The sequence below is a fragment of the Pectobacterium sp. CHL-2024 genome (genome assembly GCF_044751765.1).
In the GTDB taxonomy this organism is placed as follows: domain Bacteria; phylum Pseudomonadota; class Gammaproteobacteria; order Enterobacterales; family Enterobacteriaceae; genus Pectobacterium; species Pectobacterium brasiliense.
Genome location: NZ_JBIXKO010000001.1, coordinates 371,326 through 394,339, shown reverse-complemented (window position 1 = coordinate 394,339; position 23,014 = coordinate 371,326). Strand labels below are relative to the sequence as shown.

Here is a 23,014-nt window from a genome sequence, read left to right as displayed (position 1 = left end):
AGTTCATATACATCACAAACACCATCGACATCTATTAACCAGCGTTCACTTCCTTAGTTTTTTTGTTCAAAATATACAATCCAAGATTTATTGCTTTTTCAACAAAGCCACAGTTTTCTGGTAGAGAATTGATTATCGACTTATCACAAATCCATTCCCCGCTTTCCTCTAAAACGTCTGAACCAATATTGTACTTTTTGAGCTCTGAATAACTAGCCGATTTGCTTTGAGCAGCATCCCCCGATGATGTTCCCTTACCTATGGTAATCCATTCGAATGATACACCTGTATCTAAAGCACAGGTAACAACTACATCTCCAGGAAAGTAATCGCGCCGCACCCATTTACTAACTGTACCTGATGAGATACCCAGTAAGTCGCAAAGCTGCTTTTGAAGTGTAAAACCGTATGCGTCCATTATGCGGCGTAATACTGGCTTACCCCCGCTGGACAAGATCTCATCGTATAGAGCCTTAACTTGGCTTAATACACTTTTCTCTTTCAAATTTGCATTTGCAAATTTACCAGTAGTAAGCCAATAGAGAGCACTACCGGTATCAAGTGCGCATTTCACAAAGGCGCTGCCCGGAACGCTATCTTGATGTCCCCAATTACTGACGTTAACGGCTGGAACACCAATGCTTTCTGTGTTGTAACCCCATACGCAAAGCATAGACGCTCGACAATTTCTAAGGCAGTACCTTCGCTAAAATCCATAAACCACCAAATAAATAAACAGTTGTTTTTTTTACATAGATTCATTTGTTGATCTGTAATGTCTCACACCACATGTAATACCACAGAGCACAACCATTAATACGGAAATACTGCGTTATACATACTGAAAATGTAAACTCTCAGCTCACATCACAGATGCTGACCTACCCTGACTTCATTGCAAACATCGCTGCTCAATTAGTTCCGGTCATCAATACTGCTCTTGATCAGACTCTGGAAAAAGCAGCCGCGCCTGCTAACTTCCCTACAATGCCCAAAGAAAACTTCCGCGCTGCCAATGGTATCAGTAGTTCTGTACTCAAAAAGTGGATTGCAAATAGCGTGGTGCTTCTTGCGCCAACACCAACCTCTACAGTCACAAGAGCAGTTGCCTGTGAGGAGACCGGAAAATCACGTAAATACATGATGGAAAAACATGATGCCACATTGATTAACGTTGCTGTATGGCGTGAAAAGCATCGCCAGCATGTCGTCAAATATCGCTACATCAAACGATAACTTGATTATGCAAGTTAAAAGGTGAGCAACTATGTTTGATTATCAAGTTTCTAAACAGCCCCACTATGAAGATATCTGTCGTAATTTCACTACAAAGCACAACCTGGCTGAACTGGCGGTAAAATTCGGTATGCGCCCTCAAGTACTGCACAACAAGCTCAATCCTGAGTAACTGTAAGCATACCCGTTTTAGGCGCTTATTTATTATTTTTAATGACAAAATTATTACGCAATTTGAAGGCGATATCATCAGAAAAATGAACCGCAGCGGCTTCCTCTCCCATTTCAGTATCAGGAAAAAGCTTTCTGCAACCGCAGTTTCGTAACAGTTACCACCAAGGCTGATGCCCCCTAGCCTATTGATTTCATTGATCTCTTCCCTTTGTTCAGTACCGGCGTAAAGTAGAGTTTTCGGCCTTTCTTCTCCATCAAAAAGAGGTCATCCGGCATGAAAAAGACACATTATACCGAAGAGCAGATTGCGTTTGCCCTGAAGCAGGCCGAAACCGGCACACGGGTGGAGGAAGTCTGCAGAAAGATGGGGATTTCTGAAGCCACGTTTTACAACTGGAAGAAGAAATTTGGCGGTATGGGCGTGACGGAACTGCGCCGTCTGCGCCAACTGGAGGAAGAGAACCACCGCCTGAAGCGGCTGGTCGCCGACCTCAGCCTGGACAGACGTCATCCGAAAAAAGTTCTGAGGCCGGTGCAGAAGCTCGAAGCGGTGGAGTATCTGCGGATTTCCGCTGGTTAAGAATCATTACAATCAGATTGTTGACCCGATTGTTAAAGATCATATCGTTGAGAGCATTAAATCATTCGATCCTCTGGGCCTGAATGTGTCTTAGCCACGACATAAAATCTCCAGACAGGAAGGGAATAGAATGCCTCTACGTTCACTGCAAGCGCTTTGCCTGCTAAATTTTTTTATGGCCGACGTGCGTGACGGACTTGGCCCTTTTCTCGGTATTTTTCTTGCACAGCAGCACTGGCTCCCGGGGGAAATCGGTCTTGTCATGACATTAGGAGGCGTTGCAGGACTACTGGCTACGATTCCCGCGGGGTTGATCACGGATTCATCTCACCATAAACGACAGATGCTGTTGATTGGATGTGTGATGATCACATCGGCCACTTTACTCTTGTGGTTCAATCAAAAGCCCTGGGCTACAGGCCTATCTCAGATAACGAACGGTATTTCTGGGGCTTTTATCGGGCCGATTTTGACTGGCTTAACGTTGGGTCTTACCGGGCAAAACGGTTTTAAACAGCAGATGGGGAAAAATGAAGCCTTTAATCACGCAGGGAACATGGCTGCCGCAGTTATTGCAGGGGTTTCCGTATGGTACTGGGGCATGGGTGCAGTATTCATTCTTATGACAGCAATGGCTTTCCTGTCAGCGTTAGCGATAATGGGTATCCGTGAAAACGACATAAACCATAACGCGGCCCGTGGTATTGATTCCAATGTCACAAGAAAACCGATTTCATGGTCATCCCTATTGATAAGTCATTCGTCTCTTATGACAATCGGCGTCACTTTACTTCTTTTTCATCTTGGGAATGCGGCGTTGCTACCCATGCTCAGTATACGTGTCGCTTCAGAACCCAGCTCAGTGAATCCTGGTCTCTATGCAGCAGCGACAGTGATTATCTCTCAGGCCGTCATGATCCCCGTTGCGCTTTGGACGGCCAGTCGCGCAGAAAGATTAAGCTACCGCCAACTGATTATGATCGCATTACTGATACTTCCCATCCGTGCCGCGTTGGCTGCCACCTTCACGTCACCCTATTCCATCATGCCGGTTCAAATCCTGGATGGCGTCTCTGCGGGTATTCTTGGCGTCGCGGTTCCTGGCTATATCGTGAAGGAACTACAAGGAAGCGGCCATATCAACGCAGGACAGGGTATCGTTATGTTTATGCAAGGCGTTGGAGCCTCAGCCAGTCCGGCGCTTACCGGTATTGTGGTAGGGAAGTATTCATATAGCACAGCCTTCTCAGCGCTCGGTGCTATTGCCCTCCTTGCTTCGTTCATCTGGTGGCAGGCAAATCGGTCGATAGATTCATCCGTCACCCGTTGATGATAAAAAATTAAAAACAGCCACATCGGCTTCCATCTTAATATTTATTCCAGAGAGATATAATGCGCGAATTGCTGACTCCATTTATGCGTGACAAGTTTCTTCACGCTCTTGTGGTACTGGGGATCATACTCAGTTTCTTTGCTGTATTTAAAACAGACGAACTCACCGCTTCTGTTGACTGGAAAACCATTCTGACGCTGACAACATTACTTATGCTCACCAAAGGTATTGAACTCAGTGGGTATTTTGACAAGATGGGTTTGAAACTGGTGAATAAGTTCAGGAAACAGAAAACGCTGGCATTATTTATCGTGACGTTAGCAGCGTTATTATCAACGTTCCTCACGAATGATGTTGCGCTGTTCATTACGGTGCCACTCACGCTGTCGTTATCTAAATCCTCTGAGTTTCCCGTTGGACGATTAATTATCTTTGAAGCCCTCGCCGTTAATGCAGGCTCTTTACTCACGCCTATTGGCAATCCACAAAACATTCTTCTCTGGAGTAAGAGCGGATTAAGTTTTATGGAGTTTGTGATGACAATGCTCCCCCTGAGCGCTCTGCTGTTTATTGCATTACTGGCTTTAACCGCCTGTAGTTTCAGTAATAAGGAGATCGCGATACCGGATAACTCTCTCGGGGGAGATTATCGTCATGGCCTGCTTTTAGGTACGCTGGTGTTGTACGTGCTGTTTATCGTGGCACTTGAGTTGGACAGAACTCTACCGATACTGATTCTTGTCCCGCTGTTTTATCTGTTGTGCGCGCGACGTGTACTGCTACAGCTTGACTGGGGCTTACTGGCCGTGTTTGTTTTGATGTTTATTGATGTATTCCTCCTGACGAAATTGCCGGCCCTTAGCAACCTCATTGCATTAATACCGCATTGGAGTGATGGTGCGCATTTTCTGCTGGCGATAGGCCTTTCGCAAGTCATCAGTAACGTACCTGCGACCATATTTCTGCTTCATGCCGTCCCTTCATCGGTTCTACTGACATGGGCTGTGAATATCGGTGGTTTTGGATTACTTCAAGGTTCAATGGCTAACCTTATTGCGTTGCGTATGGCAAACGATCGCCGCATTTGGTGGCAATTTCATCTATTTTCGATACCCGCACTTTTTTTCGCGATGATTGCTGGCTGGCTAATGCTTTCTTGATGGCCTACCAAAAACAGCACGGACTCTGTCATGAATACCGCTGAATGGTGAAACCTCACATTAGTCCGCTGCCTGGTACTCGCACCTGCTGGCCGTTCACGCAGCAAAACGAATACCGGGCAGGCTGTCAGTGCAGCGATCCCTGCCAATACGTACAGGTTGATGGTGAGGGCGTCAGTCAGATAGAAAACCCATTAGTCTGGAGTTCTTTGCGCACCCAGTCAGTGAAAGCCTTTATCTTTGGCGTTCGTTCATTCACATGCGGCATGACGATATGATGTGCATTAACAGGAATGGCATAATCTTCAGGAAGGACAGGAACCAGGGAACCTTCGCGAAGGAAATCCGTGCCTAACATTTTACTTTCCAGAATAAAACCCAATCCCATTTTTGCGGCTTCAAAACTCATAAATGAACGGTCAAAGCTGAGGCTGTGATTGATATGTGATTTGGATAAATTATGGTAAGAAAACCATTTATCCCAATTAATCAGCGTGCTTGTTGAGCTAATGAGTTCATAGGTCAACAAATCCTCCGGGTTTATCACCGGATGCTGTTTTAAATATGCAGGGGATGCCATAACAATCATCGTGTCTTTCTTTATCGTCAATACCTTATAGGCATCCCAATCGGCTATACCATGCCTGATATCAATGTCGATATTGTCACGGGAGAACTGAAGATTCTCATAAGAACATGTCAAATTTAGCGTAATATCAGGATATTGATCTCTAAAATAACCTAACCGCCTCATGAGCCAGGTTAATCCAAACGTTGGCGAGGAGTGAACGCGAAGGATTTCCTTCCCGCCTTCATTAATGATTTGATCTGTTGCCCGCCCTATTTCGCTTATCGCGCCCGATACATCACGCAAATATTTCTCACCGGTTAACGTCAATTTAACGCCCTTGCCATTGCGAATAAATAATTTCTTCCCGATAAATCGCTCAAGCGTTGATATTTGATGACTAACGGCCGATGGCGTGATGTTAAGCTGTTCTGCGGCAGTATTTATACTGTTGCAATTGGCAACCTGAAGGAAAGATTGAATATTCCTCAAAGAGGGAATGGGCAGGTTCTCGTTATTCTCTTTTTTCATGGTGATAACTGGTTTTTATTTGAAGTAATAAACAGCAATAGTACCTATTTTTTATAAATGGCGAATTTCTTTAGCCATAGCTTTGTGATGGATATCACAATTTATCCTTTCCATGTGTTTTATTGCGGCTAAACAGAGCCATTTTTATGATCCAATTCATGATAAAAATTTTTCTCAACTACAAATGAGTTTTATTTAATTCCATTTTTTCATCCTGTCGTTATAGTCAGCGGTGAACCCACTTAGTGGTCCTAATAAAAATAGTTGTTCATACCATGAGGTAAAAAATGTCTCGTATAGAACAAAGCGTACCCTACTCAGAAATAAAGAAAACCAACTACCGCTTTGTGGTACTGGCATTGATTTTCATTGTCTATACAATAAATTATGCCGATCGTACAAACATTGGGGCTGTACTTCCTTTTATTATCCAAGAGTTTCACATTAGTAACTTTGAAGCCGGTGCCATAGCCAGTATGTTTTTCCTGGGTTATGCACTTAGCCAGATCCCAGCAGGTTTCTTTATCGCCAAACGGGGAACTCGCGGGCTCATCTCTGTATCCATTTTCGGGTTCTCAGCCTTTACCTGGTTGATGGGAACGGCAACGTCGATCCTCGGGCTTAAATTCATACGTCTGGGGCTCGGGCTTACAGAAGGCCCATGTCCTGTTGGGCTGGCGTCGACAATCAACAGTTGGTTCCCTAAAAAGGAAAAAGCAACGGCAACGGGCGTCTATATTGCTGCAACCATGTTCGCGCCAATACTGGTTCCGCCATTAGCGGTATGGATCGCTGTCACATGGGGCTGGCGCTGGGTATTCTTCTCATTCGCCATTCCAGGCGTCATTGCGGCAATCGCCTGGTATTTGCTGGTGAAATCGAAACCGTCCGAGAGTCGTTTTGTCTCAGAAGCCGAGCTCGATTATATCAATTCAGATAAACAGGAAACCTCACATCGGGAAAGCAATATTGTTCCTGATAAAAAATTCACAACGTTGGATAAAATAATCCGCGTAAAAGCGCTGGAACCTGTTTCGACAGTAAAAGGCCTTTTGACCTCAAAAAATATAATTGGAGATTCTCTGGCCTATTTTATGATGGTCAGTGTGTTATACGGGTTATTGACCTGGATACCGCTTTATCTTGTGAAAGAAAAAGGGTTTGATTTTATGAGCATGGGGTTTGTCGCAGCCATGCCCTGTATCGGCGGATTTATCGGGGCCATCTTTGGCGGATACGTTTCGGATAAAATATTAGGTCGCCGCAGAAAACCCACCATGATATTTACCGCGATAAGCACGGTGATTATGATGGTCATCATGCTGAACATACCGAGCAATACTTTAGCGGTATGCACAGGTTTATTTTTTGTCGGTCTCTCCTTGAATATTGGATGGCCTGCATTTACAGCCTACGGAATGGCCGTATCTGATACCAAAATCTATCCCATCGCCGCCTCCATCATTAATACTGGTGGTAACCTCGGAGGATTTGTTTCTCCTATGCTCGCAGGATTTATCCTGGACTCAACGGGAAATTTTAATACCGTATTCTCTTATTTTGGAATTTGCGCCGCACTGGGTTTGGTTTTTATATTAATGATCGACGAACCTAAATAACCTTCTGATTATCTCAACGAAAAATGGAGTAAATAATGTTATTAAAGAATAAAGTCGCTGTTATTACAGGGGCAGCCTCCCCACGTGGTTTGGGCTTCGCTACCGCAAAATTATTTGCAGAGAATGGTGCCCATGTTGTCATTATTGACCTCGATGAAGCGGCAAGTGAAAAAGCAGCAACGTCCCTTGGCGACAAACATTTAGGTTTGAAAGCTAACGTGTCTGATGAGCAGCAGGTACATGCAGCGATTGAACAAATCATTGCTAAGTTTGGACGTATAGACATTTTAGTAAACAACGCTGGCATTACACAGCCGATTAAGACGCTCGATATTAAGCGTGACAATTATGATGCAGTTTTAGATGTTAGCCTGCGCGGCACTTTATTGATGTCACAGGCCGTGATCCCTGCTATGCGGGCACAAAATAAAGGCAGCATCGTTTGTATTTCTTCCGTCTCGGCACAACGTGGCGGTGGCATTTTTGGCGGTCCACACTACAGCGCAGCAAAAGCAGGCGTTCTTGGCCTGGCTAAAGCAATGGCTCGTGAGTTCGGGCCTGATAATATTCGCGTGAACGCCATCACCCCCGGCCTGATTCAAACGGATATTACTGCCGGGAAATTAACCGATGAAATGAAAACCTCTATTCTGGCCGGGATTCCACTTAACCGACTCGGCGACGCGATTGATATTGCACAGGCCGCATTATTCCTGGCAAGCGATCTTTCCTCCTATTCCACCGGTATTACGCTTGATGTCAATGGCGGCATGCTCATCCATTAATGTGAGGACAGATAAATGTCAAAAACCGATTTTCAAAAAGTGGCGGCTGCCGCCTGGCGTATCCGCCGTTACGCCCTCTTGATGGGGGAAGTACAAGGCCAGGGTTATATCGGACAAGCATTGGGGTATGCCGATGTCCTCGCCACCGCATTCGCCCATATCATGAATTACCGCCCAGACGAACCAGAATGGGAAGAGCGCGACCGTTTTCTGCTCTCACACGGCCATTACGCTATCGCTTATTACGCGGCACTGATTGAAGCTGGCATTATTCCTCGGGAAGAACTGGAGACTTACGGTTCTGACGATAGCCGTTTACCGATGTCGGGGATGGCAACGTATACCCCGGGGATGGAGATTTCAGGCGGGTCGTTGGGGCAAGGACTGAGCATTGCTGTCGGCATGGCGCTGGGCCTTAAGCAGAAGCAAAATTCAGCGCTGGTCATCAACTCGATGTCCGATGGCGAACTGGATGAAGGCTCAACCTGGGAAGCGGCCATGTCTGCTGCCCACTACGGCCTGTCCAATCTCATCAATGTCGTGGATGTTAACAAACAACAGGCTGACGGCGATTCCCGGAAAATACTGGGCTTTGAGCCACTAGAAGACAAATGGTCTTCCTTCGGTTGGTATGTTCAGCGTATTGACGGAAACGATCTCGCTGCTGTGATTAAGGCGTTTGATAATGCGAAGAGTCACCCTGAAAACAAACCACGGGTCATCCTCTGCGACACACTGATGGGTAAAGGCGTACCGTTCCTGGAAACGCGAGATAAAAACCATTTCATTCGCGTTGATGCTGACGAATGGCAGAAAGCGCTCTCAGTACTTGACGAAAACAAACCTGAAGGAGTGTTGTAATGAGCCAGACAGCGCAGGTCAAACCTCGTTTAACGACATCCGCCATGATTGCCTCCATTGCCGATGAAGGTCAGGAAACGGTAGCGGCCCCCTTCGGTGTCGCACTGTCAAAACTCGCGGCAGAACGACGCGAAATCGTTGGCATGACGGCCGATTTGTCCAAATACACCGATCTACATATTTTTGCTAACGCATTCCCAGAGCGCTTCTTTCAGATGGGGATGGCAGAACAGCTGCTAATGGGGGCGGCTGGCGGAATGGCAAAAGAAGGATTCATTCCATTTGTGACCACCTATGCGGTCTTTGCGACGCGTCGTGCTTATGATTTTATCCATCAGGTCATTGCAGAAGAAAATCTGAATGTGAAGATTTGTGCCGCCCTGCCAGGCTTGACAACCGGATACGGCCCGAGCCATCAGGCTACTGAAGATCTGGCAATCATGCGCGGTATTCCGGGGATGACGATCATTGATCCGTGCGATGCGTTAGAGCTTGAGCAGGCCGTTCCAGCAATCGCAGAACATCAAGGCCCAGTCTACATGCGCTTACTGCGCGGAAAAGTTCCACTTGTACTGGACAAATACGACTACACGTTTGAGCTGGGTAAAGCAAAGCTTCTGGAGGACGGTAATGATGTGCTGATTATCTCTTCAGGACTGATGACAATGCGCGCGCTGGAGACAGCTGAAAAGCTACGTAAAGACAACGTCAGCGCGGCGGTACTCCACGTTCCCACGATCAAACCGTTGGATGAGAAGACGATTCTTGCTCAAGCCGCTAAGCCCGGACGGTTGGTCATCATCGCCGAAAACCACACTTGTGTAGGTGGGTTAAGCGAAGCCGTTGCCGCCCTGCTTATGCGCAAAGGCGTGCACTGTGAACTGGATGTCATCGCATTGCCCGACGAGTTCTTGCATGCGGGTGCACTACCAACCCTGCACGATCGCTATGGTATTTCCACTGCGGCGATGGTAGAAAAAATCAAAAAACGCCTCAGTTAATCCTACAACACCGTAATGATATAGGTTCCCCGGCTCTGTGCAGAGGAACCTATCAGGGACAGGAAATGTTTTCTGTCCCTGACGCTTGGGGTCCCCTCATGCCATTTAGGCATTCCACCACTGACTAAACGTCTGCTGCGGGTTATCGACCTGAACGCGTTCGCCAATGCGGGGCGTCATCAGTCGCCAGTCTTGATTTTCACTCGCCTGAGAAATACGCTCCAGCGGATCGTTCCAACGGTGGTGCGCCAGCTTAAATTTGCTGTTATGGCTCGGTAGAACCGCTTTAGCCTGCAAATCACTGGCCGCCTGCGCGCTCTCTTCCGGCGTCATATGAACGTGGGGCCAGTCCCGATCGTATTGTCCGCATTCCAGTATCGCGATATCGAATCCGCCCAGGCGCTCAGCGATCGCTTTGTAATGCGCACCATAGCCGCTGTCCCCGCCGAGATACAGACGATGTTGTTCCGTAATCAGCGCAAACGAACCCCACAGCGTTTGATTATGCTTGAGGAGTCGGCCTGAAAAATGCTGTGTCGGAAGCACATGGATGTCGACGCCGTTCTCTTTCAGACAACTGAACCAGCCGCCTTCCGTAATGTCTTTCTGCGGGAAACCCCATTTTACAAAATAGGACCCCACGCCCGTTGGCGTAATGATGCGGCGGATTTTCCCGCGTAACGCATTCAGCGTGGGATAATCCAGATGATCCCAATGATCGTGAGTGATCAGCAGATAGTCGATGGGGGGAACGTCATCCGATGAATACACATTGCTGCCTTTGAAGGCGACGTTGGTGCGTGGCACCGGCGAAGCGTTGTCGCTAAATACCGGATCCAGCAGGAACGTTTTCCCTTCCAGTTGAATGAAATAGCTGGAATGGCCCATCCAGATGATAACGTTATCCGTTTTACTCAACTGGTGCAGATCGGTTTTTTCCGACGGCAAACGGGTATCTGGCAACGCGCCAGCGTCCTTCTCGAAAAGAAAGCGGTACAGCAGCGCGAATCGGTTCTGGCTATCGACCGTCGGGCGAGCCACTGGGTTATGAAACGCGCCATCGCGAAAGAGTGGGTTTTCCGGCTGGGGCTTGACCTCTGGTGATACATACTGCGGCTGTTTTAACCAGCCGTAAACGGCGACTACAATCACAGCCAAAACGAGTAACAAAAGCATAGCGTTTATCCGGTGTCGTTTCGTGATGAATATATTTCGTGATGAATGTCATTTCGCCATACCTGATTTCAGGCATCGACCCTTTGGCATCGGCAGTTATGCACGAACGCTGAGAATCTGGCAAGGGAGAACCGGGGGATTTTTGGTGCAAAAAAAGCGAAGGTATTCGCCTTCGCTCAGGAATGTTGATGAGAAACCGTGGCGGCCTGTCACCGCTGACGTTTGCCTGCGGCGTCAGTACGGATTACTTTTTAAGCGCCAGCAGCGTTTTTCCCATCCCGATAACAAATTCATTTTGTTGCCCGATGACCTTATTCAGCCCGGCTTCATCCTGAATATTTTCAACTGTATTGATTGCCTGCACTTCCAGTACGCGCCCTTTAATCAGCGTCGAGCACAGTGAATGCAGAACCTTGTTATTCAGAATCGTTTGTAAGCAGCGAAAAGGCGTCGCATCATCAATTTTTCCTGCACGCTGGTCGGGTTTAATGCGCTGGCGCAGCATCTCTTTTTCGGTACTGGCAATCACTGCATCCAGATCGCTGGGCTTGGAGGCAATAGGGACATTCCCATCTTTATCAGGCGGCAGCATGAACAATGAAACCAACGCCTTATTGCCTGTCGTAGGGTCAACATACTCGGTCTGCACCATGTGGTTTGCCGCATCGACCACTTTGTCCCGCTGAATCATATTCAATAGCTCCGCAGGTAATGCGTCGGTAAGATCCTGCGTGGTATAGCCAACGAACAAATCTGGATCTTTTGTCTCTGCGACACCGTACAGCGGCAGCACCAGTAACAGACCCACAATCCCTTTTTTTATCACACTGATTTTCATCATATTCCCCTGCTATTCATTGTATGCATTCCCCTATCCCACCACTCGCTATTCTTATCACGCTAACGTCGATAGCCTCTGGCCTTTTTACCACGTTTACACGCGACAACGCATTCTACAACTACAGGAAAGAATAGCATTTTTTATACAAAAACTTGTTGTCGGAGAATTCCTTCGCTAGAATCGCGCCGTTTACTCACCCCCAATGTGTCATTTGGAGCCCTAAAGTGCCCTGTACGTCAGCCCCCCACTAACCGCCGACGACTGCATTAAGCAGCCTCGATTCGGCGCAGTCTGCGCCAGCGTTGGCTGCGGTACGAGTTCCCTGTTTTCCCCGCTATTGTGCGGAGCAGAAAACGAACCTCCCGCTTCCTCCCCCGCGACTCTGACCTCTGGAATGTCAGTGGACAGTCTATTGACTCGCGCCAGAACACGTTCGTCGGCCCTCTTTTTTACCGTAGATGGGCCTGGCTGTGCCAATAACGCAGCAGGCGAAAAACATGTATTTACATTCAATACCATTATTAAAGTATCCACGTACCCCGCATCTGGAAGGTTCGCGTTTACAGTCTGGCGATGATGCGTCGGACCAAATTGCACTGAAAGCGCTGGCAGGCCGTTACGTCGTGATCGAAGAAAAGATCGACGGCGCGAACAGCGGCGTGTCTTTCAATGAAACGGCGGAACTCCTGCTCCAGTCGCGCGGCCACTATCTGGCTGGTGGCTCACGGGAACGGCAGTTCAACCAGTTCAAGCTCTGGGCTACTGCGCACGAAATGCGTTTTCTTGAGCTGCTGGAAGACCGTTTCGTGATGTACGGCGAATGGGCGTACAGCAAGCATTCCGTGTTTTACGACCGGTTGCCGCACTACTTTCACGAATTTGATATTTACGATCGTCGTGACGGCATTTTTTTATCGACGGCGCGCCGGCACGCAATGCTGGCCGGTTCACCCGTGTTGTCCGTTCCGGTGCTTTACGCTGGGGAGATGCCAACAAATCCGGCATTGCTGTGGAAGCTGGTGTTCCGTTCGCTGGCGAAAAGCCAGAACTGGAAGACCGCGTTTGAATCCACCGTGCAGCGTGAAGGTTTGCCGCTCGCGCTGTGCTGGCAGCAAACCGATAAATCGGACCGTTCGGAAGGCCTTTATTTAAAAGTTGAAGATGATGAACAGGTACTGGCACGTTACAAGCTGGTACGCCATGACTTCATCCAGACCATTTTGGACAGCGGCTCGCATCATTCCCGGCGCCCGATTTTGCCGAACCAACTGGCTGACGGCGTTGATCTGTACGCGCCCTGTCCAACCGTATCTTGGGAAATGCTGGGGCTGAATACGCTGCGTTCTTTAGACGCGCTCGTCGCCGCGATGCCCGATAAGTAAGGAGTATGATTATCATGGATTGGAATACCATCAGGGGGTTGGTCCCCGCCTCTGGCGCACAGCCAGATTTTGCTGATTGTCTGGACGCGTTTCCAGTACTTCAACGCGCTAAAGAGACGCCGCAGGAACCGCGTTATCACGGTGAAGGTGATGTCTGGACACACACCATCATGGTGGTCGAGTCGCTCTTGCAGCTTCCTGATTACCAGACAGCCACGCGCGAACAGCAGGAAATCTTGTTTTTTGCCGCGTTGCTGCATGACGTTGCAAAATACCGCACGACGGTGATTGACCCGATAACGGGCCAGATAGGTCAGCCGGGACACTCGCGCAAAGGTGCTATCGACGCCCGGGTGCTGCTGTGGGATGCAGGCGTTCCGTTTGCGATTCGGGAAACGATTTGCCGATTAATTTCGGTGCATCAGGTGCCGTTTTACTGCCTTGAGGATGAACGCCGTCGGATGTCGCCGATCTTTACGATTCGCGAACTCTCTTGGCAGTTGAGCATTCCGCTGCTGGCAACGCTGGCGGAAGCCGATATGCGTGGTCGCATCTGTCAGGATCAAGCGCGCGTGCTCGACAGTATCGAGCTGTTTTGCGAGCTGGCGCGGGAAGAAGGCTGTTACGGCCAACCGAGATCGTTTGTCGATGCTCACACGCGCCTGAGCTATTTTCGCGGAGCCGATGTGCATCCAGATTATCCACTGTTTCAGGAGCCGGGTTCGAAAGTCACCGTGATGTGCGGTTTGCCCGCATCGGGAAAGGACACCTGGGTGCGGACGCATCGGCACGATTTACCCGTAGTTTCTTTCGACGATGCGCGAACCGAGTTGGGATTGAAACACGGCGAAAACGAAGGAAAAGCGGTGCATTGGGCGACCGACAAAGCACGCTCACTGCTGCGAACGCATGAATCGTTCGTGTGGAACGCCACGCATCTGAGCCAGCAAATGCGTACCCGCACGTTGGATCTGTGCTACGCCTACGGCGCAGAAGTGGAGATTGTCTATCTGGAGCGCCCGCGTCAGGAATTACTGCGCCGCAACGGGAAACGGGACACCACATTGAGCAATAAAACGCTGCAAGGTATGCTGACGAAATGGGAGCTTCCCGCACCGACAGAAGCGCATGCGGTTAGCTATGAAAGCTAACGCAGCCGCAACGTACTCCAGCGCGAAAGCGCGGTAAATGGGATCTCGTATTCCGTAGCACCGTTTATTTCTGCACCAAAATACTGTTTTTCATAGATCAGTTTATCGTCCTCGAAGCGCATGGGGACGATAAATCCCCCTGCAGCCTGAGAAACCTGACATTGCCTTTCTTCGAGTACATCAACACAGAGTAAAGCCGTTTGCGGGCCGTCGCGTTCCGCCGTAGAGAGCCATTCTTGCACCGCAAGATAACGCGAATCCGGCGACCACAGCATGTCCTTGCCGAAAACACGATCGTCCAGTGCTTTCCCGTCGATGGAGAGCGAAAAATAAGGCGGACCGAACCGAATTTCACCAGCGTAAATCAGCATCGCGGTATGTTGCCGATCAAATGAAGGCAGTTTGTGCAGCATACTATGCATTCCCCTATCCCAATTCAGGCAACGTCGAGTCATTAATAATACGGTTGCTCATATTCAGTCAGTGGCATCTGGCGACGCAAGCCATGTCGACATTTACTGTTATAAAACATTTCGATGTAATCAAAAACATCGGCAGGGATTTTTCCTGCGCTCAGTAGGTTTTTATTGGGTTGATTTTCATACCGTACTCAGCTTTTGCAGTAAAAGGCGTCGTAGATATTTACATTCATTAATGTAACGTTATAACATTTCAATTGTTGACGCTGAAATGGAACATTACTGAGATGACGGATTTTGCAGTACGGCTCGAAGAACTAGCCCTCGGTTACGATGGAAATCCAGCATTGAGCGCTGTCAGCGGTTCGGTACACACTGGCTCCCTGACGGCGGTCGTCGGACCAAACGGTTCAGGTAAATCAACACTCCTGAAAGGGATTGCCGGAATACTACAACCCCTATCGGGCTTCTGCCGTATCGCTTCGGGTGCACGCATCGCTTATCTGCCACAGCTGTCGGAACTGGATCGTAGCTTTCCTGCCAGCGTCCGCGATCTGGTATCGCTGGGACTCTGGCAAGATCGAGGTTTGCTACGCTGGCATCGCCGTGACGATCGAGTGCGTATATCCCAAGCGCTTGCCGCCGTCGGGCTGGCCGGTTTTGATAATAAGCCACTCAGCGCCCTGTCCGGGGGGCAGTTTCAGCGTGCTCTGTTTGCGCGGGTGATCGTCCAGAATGCCAGTATCATTTTGCTCGACGAGCCCTTTAATGCGATTGATACCGCGACCACACAAGAGATGCTGGCGCTGATTAAAAGCTGGCACGCCCAACAACGTACGGTCATCGTGGTGATCCACGATCCTGAACTGGTACTTCGCCATTTTCCTGAGACATTGATGGTCAACGGCACGGTGGTCGCCTGGGGAAAAACCGAAGAGGTGATGAAGCATAGCCTGCACTCACCCGTCTTCTGTCAGCATAATACCGCACGGTACGCGGCAGGAGGTCGATAATGCTCTGGCTTTACGACCTGCTTATTAATCCGTTTGTTGAATTCGGCTTCATGCGCCGAGCGTTAGTGGGCGCGCTATTACTGTCGCTCAGCGCGTGTCCGGTGGGCGTATTCCTAACCCTACGTCGTATGAGCCTGGTGGGGGATGCCATGTCCCACGCGGTGCTGCCCGGTGCCGCTATTGGTTTTCTGCTCTACGGACTGGAAATCATTCCGATGACACTCGGCGGCATGGTCGCCGGATTAGTGGTAGCAATAGGTGCCGGAGTGGTATCGCGGCTGACGGTACAAAAGGAAGATGCCTCTATGGCGGCGTTTTACCTTATTTCGCTGGCGCTCGGGGTACTTATCGTCTCGCTACGTGGATCGAGCGTTGACTTGATGCATGTTCTGTTTGGTTCCGTTTTGGCGCTGAATGCGGAGGCGTTGATTCTGATCGCCTCGGTGTCTGCTGTTTCTTTGCTGGCACTGACGCTGCTGTGGCGTGCGCTCATTGCCGAGTGCCTGGACCCGCTGTTCCTACGCGCCGTGTCCCGACTCGGCTCACCGGTTCATTTTCTATTTCTCACGCTGGTGGTGATAAACCTCGTGGCAGGCTATCAGGCGCTGGGCACGCTGCTGTCGGTAGGTTTGATGATCCTCCCTGCCGTCACCGCTCGCTTCTGGACTCGGCGCGTCATCACACTTTGTCTGGTTTCGGTGTTGATTGGCATGGTGGCCTGCATTTCCGGCCTGCTGTTCTCCTACCATTATTCGCTGCCATCAGGCCCAGCCATTATTCTCGCCAACGGCGTTTTCTATCTGGCCTCAACCGGCGTAGCGATGATGAAAAACGCCCGACGCCATCCTCACGCTTCCTTAGCTAACACGCGCCCTTCCCGCACGGAGTAAATCATCATGAGAATTATCACGACGCTTGGCGTCGCCGTTCTGCTTTCGCTGTCGTTGCCGCTACAGGCTAGCGCCAGGCTTAACGTCATCGCCAGCTTCTCCATCCTTGGCGATATGGCGAAGAATATCGGTCAGGATCGTATTGAACTGCGTACCCTCGTCGGCCCCGACAGCGATGCGCACGTCTATGAGCCATCCCCAGCGGATGCGATTGCCATGGCCAAAGCTGACGTGATCTTAATCAACGGATTACAGTTCGAGGGCTTTATCAACCGGCTCATTCAGGCCAGTGAGAGTAAAGCGCCGGTCATTGAAGCGACAAACGGTGCGGAAATTATTCGCGACCCTGCCGGTGGTCATTACCATTTCTACAATGGCAAAGCCGTGTTTCACGCCGCACCTTTCGATCCCCACGCCTGGCAGTCGTTGCCCAATGCGCATATCTACGTGAAAAACATTACCGCCGCGTTTTGCGCAGCGGATAAAAGCGGCTGCGAAACTTATCAGGCGAATGCTAAAACCTATGAGGAAAAACTGACCAAACTTAGCGTAAATATTAATAACGCGCTAGCCCGTATCCCGGAATCACGTCGTACCGTCGTGGTCGGTCACAATGCCTTTCGCTATTTCGAACACGAGCACGGCATTCACTTTTTATCCCCTCAGGGAGTATCGACCGAGTCTGAAGCCTCTGCCGCAGATGTCGCCGGTATTCTGCGCGAGATAAAGAAAAATCATGCCGCTGCGGTCTTCGCGGAGAATATCTCAAACCCACGTCTGGTGGAGCAAATTGCCTCCGAAGTCGGTTTATCCGTCGCGGGTGTGCTCTATTCCGACGCACTCTCCGGCCCTTCTGGCCCAGCCCCGACCTATATCGACATGATGCAGCACAACGTCAACACCATCGTGTCTGCGCTGACGGACGGCAAACACGTCCCCTAACCTCATCCAAATTCGGACTATTTTATAATGGAGAACTACATGAAAAAGCGTTTATTACCGCTGTCCATTTCAGCGCTTTTGCTGGGCTCAGTTGGCTCGGCAATGGCAGCAGAAGAGGACGTTACCGCCTGGCGTTTGTTCGTTGCCGATCACGATAAGCCTGTGGTGAATGTGATTGACGCCCTTGATGGCGACAAACTGACGTCCTTCGATCTGAAAGGGCCCGCGGCGCTCTATCGCAGTGAAAGTGGGGCTACGGTATATGCCGTTCAGGGCAGCGCAGGCTCCGTATCGATGATCGGCTCTGGGATCTCGTTTCACGATCACGGCGATCACGCTGATATTGACATCGATGAACCCAACCTACTGAAAACTCAGCTAACTGGCGGCAAACCGGGTCACTTCGTTGAGCGTCAGGGTAAGGTTGCTCAGTGGTTTGACGGCGAACGCTACACGATGGTCTATAGCGAAGCCGCCGCGCTGGATGGCGTCAATGATGCGAAACGCGTGTTCGTCAGCGCCCCGCATCATGGTGTTGCCGTGCCATATGACAACCATGCCGTTGTCTCTGTCCCGAATCCAGAAGACGCGTCCAAACGTCCGATTGGTGCCCGAGTGATTAGCCTGGATAGTAAAACTGTCGGCGACAATGTGGCCTGCCCAGGTCTGCATGGTTCTGCCGGTTCCGGTGACACTTACGCCCTGTCCTGCGAAACCGGTCTGCTGCTGATCACTCAGAAAGGTGATACGCCTGAAATACGCCATCTGCCTTACTCCAGCACATTACCGAAAGGCAGCGTCTCCACGCTTATCGGTGGCAAAGGTATGCAGTATTTCATCGGTAACTATGGTCCAGATCGCATTGTGCTTATCGACCCAACCGAAGCCCAAAGTTTCCGCCTGGTGCAACTACCGACCCGCCGCGTACATTTTGCCGTCGACCCGGTACGTCCGAAATTCGCCTACGTCTTTACGGAAGATGGCAAGTTAAATCAGGTTGATGTGCTGAAGGGGGAAATTACCAAATCAGTGCGCGTCACGGAGCCATACTCTATGGACGGTCACTGGAACGACCCGCGTCCACGTATCGCGGTTGCGGCTGACAATATCTATATTACCGACCCTCTGAAGAGCAAAATTCACGTGCTGAACGCGGTGGATTTGAAAGAAACCCGTGCGATTACAGTACAGGGACATCCTTTCAATATTGTTGCCGTTGGCGGTTCAGGCAAAGTGCATGAACACGGTCACTCCCACGACCATGAGCATGGCCATTCCCATCAGCATTAAGACTTAGACGGCCCCCCAGCTAAGCTGGGAGTTTCTAGACACCATGAAGAAAGCCCGCGAAATATGCGGGCTTTAGACGTTGTCACCGTTCTGAAAGGTTGCCGCATGGCTACGACCTTTTCATCACGTTTTCTTACTTAGAGACTTTACCTGTCACCTTCACGCCATACAACGCGAGGGATTTACCCGCTGTGCCCGCAGTGTTCCACGGATAGATCCGGATATACAAGGATTTGCCTGACGGCACCTGGATGGCAAGGTTGTCATACTCGACGTATGTCATCACATCTTTCGCTGAAGACAAGGGTTTGCTCCCATTGAGGCGCGTCCACTTGATGTTATCGGTCGAGTACTCCATATCGGCTTGCACTGTCGAACCGCCGCTTGTCGCGTAATACATTGATATTTTGTTCGCGTTCAACGAACCTGTCGGTGTCGCCATGAATTGCAGATATTTTGTATTGTCACGCGATGTCCAAGTATCCACGACATAGCGAACTACGCTCGTATCCTGACCATCGACTGCCATCACCTTGGCCGCTGTGGTCGTTAGATTGCTTACTGTGGCATCCGTTGCTGTCAGTATTCCATCTGTGGTAGGTGCCAGCGATGAACCCGAGCTAAGCCAGGACGCGTAAGAATCAAGACCTGCTCCCGCCGGTACTCCCTTGCCCGATACGGCTAGAGAACCGATGGTAGACGAACCAAGAGTAAACGAGATGACCTTGTTGTAATCTACGGCATCGGACGGCTTGAAACGGACATACACGGTTTTTGTAAAAGAACCATTCGTGTATGGAAGGTTGAGTGACGACTTCCACGCCGTTTGATCGAACGACAGTTCAAAATTCTTAGAAGGAGACTGAACCGTCACCGTGCCCACATCCGGGTTCAGATCGAAGGCGGAAACCGTCATCTCCTTAGTCGTCGCAACCCCAGTGTAGCGCGTACCCCATGCAAGAGGGTTCGGGCTGGCGATCAGCGAAGTAACAGACACCATGTAATTCTTCAAAATGCCCAACCTGGACATTCCCTCGACGGCGCGCTTGGCAATCAAATTGGCGAACAGAATTTGTGGGTGTGTACTATCCGCCGCAATATATAAATTTGCCTTGGCGGCAGCATCACCGTAAGCCTCTACGATAGTTTTGGTTTCCGTCGTGAGGTCGACGAGCGGCACATTGTATTTAGCGGCAACCTTTTTCATCGCTGCCGGGTAATTGCCACGTTCATAGATCTCGCCATTCTTGACACCCACATTGTGGAGGCCTTCTGGCTTGATCGTCGTGCCTGCAAAGTATTTGCGTACAATCGGCGTCATCAGAATAGGGTATGCGCCTTTCGCTTTAACCGCAGTGATATACCTTTTCAAAAATTGATAGTACGAGTGCTCCGATTTATCTACTGTCGGATCAATCGCATCCGGCGCGCCTGAACACTTCTCACCATCGGTTGTTCCATCGCTACAATATGCATAAGTACCGTATGCTGCATAGCTAGCGTCCGTTTTTTGGTCATTGTGCCCAAACTGTATAATGACATAATCGCCAGCCTTAATTTGAGGCAAGATCTCTGGCCAACGTGTGGCTTCGTAAAAGAAACTGCGCGAACTACGCCCGCCAAGCGCCCAGTTTTTAACGGTGACGTTTGAATTGAAGAATTGGGGCATCGCTTCACCCCATCCCATCTGCGGTCTACGGGCATCCGTATAGTGTGTCATTGTTGAGTCACCAAGCATATGGATCGTGACGGCTTTTTGATTGCTTGGTTTAGTGGCGCTCACGCTAGATTGCGAATTGGAATAACTCACTGTCGAGGAATCCCCATTACCGCCTGCTGCGTAGGCATTAACGAAAACACTCAGGGCTAATGCTCCAAATAAAGTAGGATACTTCATGTAATATTCTCTCCATTTTTTAATTGTATTGTCATCAATGACCACACTGGCTACCGCTATTAACGCGTTGCCAAAACCATTATGCTGATTCACTGGAGGTCATTCACCAGTATATTCGTGAGGCAAGAGTGCGCCATAATATTTCGCGATATAACTTATTATTATGTGGCGAACATCACTAAAAATAGATATCCCCTATTTCTTCATATTGTTGCAGAAGCATTTCATTAGATTGCTATCCAATGCATCGTGTTTTATGGCATTCACCGTGCTACCGCTTGCGTATGTAATGACTATCCTTGGTAGAAATGGGATATGGCTTGGGCAATTGGCTAATAATCACTGCAATCATTTCCGTATTTCAATGATGAGGTGGCGTTCTCGTATCGTTCGCCGTGCACGAAGGCGATAGTTTTATTTTTAAATAATCGTTATACAGACTGAACTAATAATAAAAACAATGATTTTTATTATTCAGCGGTAAATGTAATAAGTGACTTCATTATTAAGAAAATAAAACGACTATTTTCTTCCGAATTCAATCTGGAATGCACCTTACTCGTTGTGAAGAAGGGTTACTCTGGCACAGCCGCAGCGCGGTAAACGATATCTCGTATTCTGTGATATCGTTTTTTCTGCACCAAACTGCGGTTTTTTCATCGAAAAATTTATCGTCCTCGACACACACGGGGACGATAAATCTTCCACCACCTGAAGAATCAGGCCCTTTTTACCTTCCCCACACGTTTATGACGCAAACCATGGCTCTATCGGATCAGGATAAGATACCCACATCGCCAGACCTTCGGTCATTTCTTTGTCCGTCAGCAGTGCAGCATCCAGGCGGGCTCGCAGCGCCTGTTCATCCATATCGATACCGATAAACACCAGTTCCTGCCGCGCATCGCCCACGCCATCCACCCAAATGGAACGAATGTAATCCAGCGACTCGCTATCTGTTGGCCACCTTTCTTTTGGCGCACTGACCCACCATGAACCAGCCAGTCCTTGACGCGCTACGCCACCAGCCTGAGACCACGATCCGGCATATTCCGGACGGCTTGCCAACCAAAAATAGCCTTTAGATCTGACAACCCCGGTGAGCGAATTTTCCATAACCTGCGCGAAACGGGCAGGATGAAACGGCCGACGCGCGCGGAAAACAAAACTGGTGATGCCATATTCCTCCGTTTCAGGCGTATGCTCGCCGCGTAGCTCTTTCAACCATCCGGGAGCCTGCGCCGCCTTGTCGAAATCAAACAATCCCGTGTCGAGCACCTCGTTCAGCGGCACAGCGCCAAATTGTGCATGAAGTATTTTTGCTCCCGGATTCAGTGAGCGGATAATCGCAACCAGCTTCTGCTGTTGCGCCGCATCAATCAGGTCGGTTTTGTTGAGGATAATGACATTGCAGAACTCGATCTGGTCGATCAGCAAATCCACAACGCTGCGCTCGTCACCTTCTCCTAGCGATTCTCCGCGTGAATGGATGCTGTCAACCGACGTGTAATCTTTTAAGAAGTTATATCCGTCGACAACGGTCACCATCGTATCCAGCCGAGCCACTTCAGAGAGGCTTTCCCCATCGTCACCCGCAAACGTGAATGTCTCCGCGACCGGAAGTGGTTCCGCAATACCGGTTGATTCAATGACCAACTGATCAAAACGCCCTTCTTTCGCCAGCCGATTAACTTCGATCAGGAGATCTTCACGCAACGTGCAACAGATACAGCCGTTACTCATTTCAACCAGCTTTTCGTCCGTCCGTGAAAGCTCAGCGCCACCCTCTCTCACTAGTGCAGCATCAATATTCACTTCTGACATGTCGTTGACGATCACCGCGACGCGGCGGCCAGCACGATTATTCAGAATATGGTTAAGTAACGTGGTCTTTCCGGCGCCGAGAAAACCGGATAGTACGGTCACAGGTAGTCTTGCATCTGCTTTCTGTCGAGCTACAACGTCAGCCATATTTCACACTCTCTAATGATTTGCATTGTTACTTTTCTGCTTCGGAATGATTCATCACCACGAATGTTTCGCTTTTAAACACGCATTGCGATAATCTTTCTATGCGTTATTTGATATGTTATAACATAACAATTCAATCATGGAAAATCATTGAGGGTTTGATTTTGTCTAATAATATTAAGAAACTTGTACTC

General features: G+C 49.3%; 21 protein-coding genes and 1 pseudogene. 15 read left to right on the top strand and 7 right to left on the bottom strand.

Going from position 1 to position 23,014, the window contains the following annotated elements; genetic code table 11:
- Nucleotides 1-34: 34 nt before the first annotated feature.
- A complete protein-coding gene (locus ACIPUG_RS01685; protein WP_400337065.1) occupies nucleotides 35-673 on the bottom strand; it encodes a helix-turn-helix domain-containing protein in 639 nt (212 codons plus the stop codon).
- Between the two features lie 200 nt (nucleotides 674-873).
- On the opposite strand from ACIPUG_RS01685, the gene ACIPUG_RS01680 reads away from it, so the two are divergent.
- The 5 genes and pseudogenes from ACIPUG_RS01680 (at nucleotide 874) to ACIPUG_RS01660 (ending at nucleotide 4,483) form a co-directional block, all read left to right on the top strand.
- Nucleotides 874-1,236: a hypothetical protein gene (locus tag ACIPUG_RS01680; protein WP_400337063.1), complete on the top strand. Its 363-nt coding sequence runs from the start codon at nucleotides 874-876 to the stop codon at nucleotides 1,234-1,236.
- Between the two features lie 31 nt (nucleotides 1,237-1,267).
- Complete coding sequence (locus tag ACIPUG_RS01675) at nucleotides 1,268-1,408, top strand: phage regulatory CII family protein (RefSeq protein ID WP_400337061.1); 141 nt, start codon at nucleotides 1,268-1,270, stop codon at nucleotides 1,406-1,408.
- Between the two features lie 276 nt (nucleotides 1,409-1,684).
- A pseudogene (locus ACIPUG_RS01670) lies at nucleotides 1,685-1,972 on the top strand (transposase); the annotation flags it as partial.
- A 148-nt stretch (nucleotides 1,973-2,120) separates the two neighbouring features.
- Nucleotides 2,121-3,320 (top strand): MFS transporter, encoded by a 1,200-nt coding sequence (locus tag ACIPUG_RS01665; protein ID WP_400337059.1) that lies wholly within the window; start codon nucleotides 2,121-2,123, stop codon nucleotides 3,318-3,320.
- 62 nt (nucleotides 3,321-3,382) lie between these two features.
- Nucleotides 3,383-4,483 carry an SLC13 family permease gene (locus tag ACIPUG_RS01660; RefSeq protein ID WP_203448993.1) on the top strand — a complete coding sequence of 367 codons (1,101 nt, stop codon included), beginning with the start codon at nucleotides 3,383-3,385 and terminating at the stop codon, nucleotides 4,481-4,483.
- Nucleotides 4,484-4,661: 178 nt separating this feature from the next.
- Here the strand turns inward: ACIPUG_RS01660 and ACIPUG_RS01655 are convergent, their stop codons facing one another.
- Nucleotides 4,662-5,582, bottom strand: a complete 921-nt coding sequence (locus tag ACIPUG_RS01655; RefSeq protein WP_104209339.1) for a LysR substrate-binding domain-containing protein — start codon at nucleotides 5,580-5,582, stop codon at nucleotides 4,662-4,664.
- Nucleotides 5,583-5,869: 287 nt separating this feature from the next.
- Between ACIPUG_RS01655 and ACIPUG_RS01650 the strand changes: the two genes are divergently transcribed.
- Genes ACIPUG_RS01650 through ACIPUG_RS01635 form a run of 4 tightly spaced genes read left to right on the top strand, consistent with a single transcriptional unit; the run spans nucleotide 5,870 to nucleotide 9,848 of the window.
- On the top strand, nucleotides 5,870-7,201 hold the full coding sequence (locus tag ACIPUG_RS01650; protein WP_039519614.1) for an MFS transporter: 1,332 nt from the start codon (nucleotides 5,870-5,872) through the stop codon (nucleotides 7,199-7,201).
- A gap of 35 nt (nucleotides 7,202-7,236) precedes the next feature.
- A complete protein-coding gene (locus ACIPUG_RS01645; protein WP_205591366.1) occupies nucleotides 7,237-7,986 on the top strand; it encodes an SDR family NAD(P)-dependent oxidoreductase in 750 nt (249 codons plus the stop codon).
- A gap of 15 nt (nucleotides 7,987-8,001) precedes the next feature.
- On the top strand, nucleotides 8,002-8,847 hold the full coding sequence (locus ACIPUG_RS01640; RefSeq protein ID WP_400337056.1) for a transketolase: 846 nt from the start codon (nucleotides 8,002-8,004) through the stop codon (nucleotides 8,845-8,847).
- On the top strand, nucleotides 8,847-9,848 hold the full coding sequence (locus ACIPUG_RS01635) for a transketolase family protein (protein WP_039519625.1): 1,002 nt from the start codon (nucleotides 8,847-8,849) through the stop codon (nucleotides 9,846-9,848). The genes ACIPUG_RS01640 and ACIPUG_RS01635 overlap by 1 nt, the downstream gene beginning before the upstream one ends.
- A gap of 105 nt (nucleotides 9,849-9,953) precedes the next feature.
- Here ACIPUG_RS01635 and ACIPUG_RS01630 read toward each other — a convergent pair whose 3' ends face one another.
- Both ACIPUG_RS01630 and ACIPUG_RS01625 read right to left on the bottom strand, forming a co-directional pair.
- Nucleotides 9,954-11,024 (bottom strand): MBL fold metallo-hydrolase, encoded by a 1,071-nt coding sequence (locus ACIPUG_RS01630; protein WP_400337054.1) that lies wholly within the window; start codon nucleotides 11,022-11,024, stop codon nucleotides 9,954-9,956.
- Between the two features lie 244 nt (nucleotides 11,025-11,268).
- A complete protein-coding gene (locus ACIPUG_RS01625) occupies nucleotides 11,269-11,862 on the bottom strand; it encodes a hypothetical protein (RefSeq protein ID WP_400337572.1) in 594 nt (197 codons plus the stop codon).
- A gap of 500 nt (nucleotides 11,863-12,362) precedes the next feature.
- Here ACIPUG_RS01625 and ACIPUG_RS01620 point away from each other — a divergent pair, with 500 nt between their 5' ends.
- Complete coding sequence (locus ACIPUG_RS01620; RefSeq protein ID WP_014915472.1) at nucleotides 12,363-13,247, top strand: RNA ligase family protein; 885 nt, start codon at nucleotides 12,363-12,365, stop codon at nucleotides 13,245-13,247.
- A 5-nt stretch (nucleotides 13,248-13,252) separates the two neighbouring features.
- Nucleotides 13,253-14,398, top strand: coding sequence for an AAA family ATPase (locus ACIPUG_RS01615; RefSeq protein WP_400337052.1), 1,146 nt, complete (start codon nucleotides 13,253-13,255; stop codon nucleotides 14,396-14,398).
- On the opposite strand, the gene ACIPUG_RS01610 is transcribed toward ACIPUG_RS01615, so the two are convergent.
- Nucleotides 14,395-14,811: a hypothetical protein gene (locus tag ACIPUG_RS01610; RefSeq protein ID WP_400337050.1), complete on the bottom strand. Its 417-nt coding sequence runs from the start codon at nucleotides 14,809-14,811 to the stop codon at nucleotides 14,395-14,397. The two genes, ACIPUG_RS01615 and ACIPUG_RS01610, sit on opposite strands and share 4 nt — an antisense overlap.
- A 293-nt stretch (nucleotides 14,812-15,104) precedes the next feature.
- Here ACIPUG_RS01610 and aztA point away from each other — a divergent pair, with 293 nt between their 5' ends.
- Genes aztA through aztD form a run of 4 tightly spaced genes read left to right on the top strand, consistent with a single transcriptional unit; the run spans nucleotide 15,105 to nucleotide 18,952 of the window.
- The gene (gene aztA / locus ACIPUG_RS01605; RefSeq protein ID WP_400337048.1) at nucleotides 15,105-15,830 is read left to right on the top strand and encodes a zinc ABC transporter ATP-binding protein AztA; all 726 of its coding nucleotides are present in this window, start codon (nucleotides 15,105-15,107) and stop codon (nucleotides 15,828-15,830) included.
- Nucleotides 15,830-16,720 (top strand): zinc ABC transporter permease AztB, encoded by an 891-nt coding sequence (gene aztB / locus ACIPUG_RS01600; RefSeq protein ID WP_040032089.1) that lies wholly within the window; start codon nucleotides 15,830-15,832, stop codon nucleotides 16,718-16,720. The genes aztA and aztB overlap by 1 nt, the downstream gene beginning before the upstream one ends.
- A 6-nt stretch (nucleotides 16,721-16,726) precedes the next feature.
- Entirely contained in the window at nucleotides 16,727-17,662 is a 936-nt protein-coding gene (gene aztC, locus ACIPUG_RS01595; protein ID WP_268198831.1) for a zinc ABC transporter substrate-binding protein AztC, read from the top strand.
- A 39-nt stretch (nucleotides 17,663-17,701) separates the two neighbouring features.
- Nucleotides 17,702-18,952 (top strand): zinc metallochaperone AztD, encoded by a 1,251-nt coding sequence (gene aztD, locus ACIPUG_RS01590; RefSeq protein WP_400337045.1) that lies wholly within the window; start codon nucleotides 17,702-17,704, stop codon nucleotides 18,950-18,952.
- Nucleotides 18,953-19,085: 133 nt separating this feature from the next.
- On the opposite strand, the gene ACIPUG_RS01585 is transcribed toward aztD, so the two are convergent.
- Nucleotides 19,086-20,942, bottom strand: coding sequence for a rhamnogalacturonan acetylesterase (locus ACIPUG_RS01585; protein ID WP_400337043.1), 1,857 nt, complete (start codon nucleotides 20,940-20,942; stop codon nucleotides 19,086-19,088).
- Nucleotides 20,943-21,596: 654 nt separating this feature from the next.
- Nucleotides 21,597-22,820, bottom strand: coding sequence for a zinc metallochaperone GTPase ZigA (zigA, locus tag ACIPUG_RS01580; RefSeq protein WP_400337041.1), 1,224 nt, complete (start codon nucleotides 22,818-22,820; stop codon nucleotides 21,597-21,599).
- Nucleotides 22,821-23,014 lie beyond the last annotated feature (194 nt).

What these genes read in the sequence shown, in the direction of transcription:
- ACIPUG_RS01660 (WP_203448993.1), top strand. Translation starts at nt 3,383, where the DNA reads ATGCGCGAATTGCTGACTCCATTTATGCGTGACAAGTTTCTTCACGCT.
- ACIPUG_RS01665 (WP_400337059.1), top strand. Translation starts at nt 2,121, where the DNA reads ATGCCTCTACGTTCACTGCAAGCGCTTTGCCTGCTAAATTTTTTTATG.
- ACIPUG_RS01610 (WP_400337050.1), bottom strand. Translation starts at nt 14,811, where the DNA reads ATGCTGCACAAACTGCCTTCATTTGATCGGCAACATACCGCGATGCTG.
- ACIPUG_RS01630 (WP_400337054.1), bottom strand. Translation starts at nt 11,024, where the DNA reads ATGCTTTTGTTACTCGTTTTGGCTGTGATTGTAGTCGCCGTTTACGGC.
- ACIPUG_RS01675 (WP_400337061.1), top strand. Translation starts at nt 1,268, where the DNA reads ATGTTTGATTATCAAGTTTCTAAACAGCCCCACTATGAAGATATCTGT.
- aztB (WP_040032089.1), top strand. Translation starts at nt 15,830, where the DNA reads ATGCTCTGGCTTTACGACCTGCTTATTAATCCGTTTGTTGAATTCGGC.
- ACIPUG_RS01620 (WP_014915472.1), top strand. Translation starts at nt 12,363, where the DNA reads ATGTATTTACATTCAATACCATTATTAAAGTATCCACGTACCCCGCAT.
- ACIPUG_RS01685 (WP_400337065.1), bottom strand. Translation starts at nt 673, where the DNA reads ATGCTTTGCGTATGGGGTTACAACACAGAAAGCATTGGTGTTCCAGCC.
- ACIPUG_RS01650 (WP_039519614.1), top strand. Translation starts at nt 5,870, where the DNA reads ATGTCTCGTATAGAACAAAGCGTACCCTACTCAGAAATAAAGAAAACC.
- ACIPUG_RS01615 (WP_400337052.1), top strand. Translation starts at nt 13,253, where the DNA reads ATGATTATCATGGATTGGAATACCATCAGGGGGTTGGTCCCCGCCTCT.
- aztD (WP_400337045.1), top strand. Translation starts at nt 17,702, where the DNA reads ATGAAAAAGCGTTTATTACCGCTGTCCATTTCAGCGCTTTTGCTGGGC.
- zigA (WP_400337041.1), bottom strand. Translation starts at nt 22,820, where the DNA reads ATGGCTGACGTTGTAGCTCGACAGAAAGCAGATGCAAGACTACCTGTG.
- aztA (WP_400337048.1), top strand. Translation starts at nt 15,105, where the DNA reads ATGACGGATTTTGCAGTACGGCTCGAAGAACTAGCCCTCGGTTACGAT.
- ACIPUG_RS01680 (WP_400337063.1), top strand. Translation starts at nt 874, where the DNA reads ATGCTGACCTACCCTGACTTCATTGCAAACATCGCTGCTCAATTAGTT.
- ACIPUG_RS01625 (WP_400337572.1), bottom strand. Translation starts at nt 11,862, where the DNA reads ATGAAAATCAGTGTGATAAAAAAAGGGATTGTGGGTCTGTTACTGGTG.
- ACIPUG_RS01655 (WP_104209339.1), bottom strand. Translation starts at nt 5,582, where the DNA reads ATGAAAAAAGAGAATAACGAGAACCTGCCCATTCCCTCTTTGAGGAAT.
- aztC (WP_268198831.1), top strand. Translation starts at nt 16,727, where the DNA reads ATGAGAATTATCACGACGCTTGGCGTCGCCGTTCTGCTTTCGCTGTCG.
- ACIPUG_RS01640 (WP_400337056.1), top strand. Translation starts at nt 8,002, where the DNA reads ATGTCAAAAACCGATTTTCAAAAAGTGGCGGCTGCCGCCTGGCGTATC.
- ACIPUG_RS01645 (WP_205591366.1), top strand. Translation starts at nt 7,237, where the DNA reads ATGTTATTAAAGAATAAAGTCGCTGTTATTACAGGGGCAGCCTCCCCA.
- ACIPUG_RS01635 (WP_039519625.1), top strand. Translation starts at nt 8,847, where the DNA reads ATGAGCCAGACAGCGCAGGTCAAACCTCGTTTAACGACATCCGCCATG.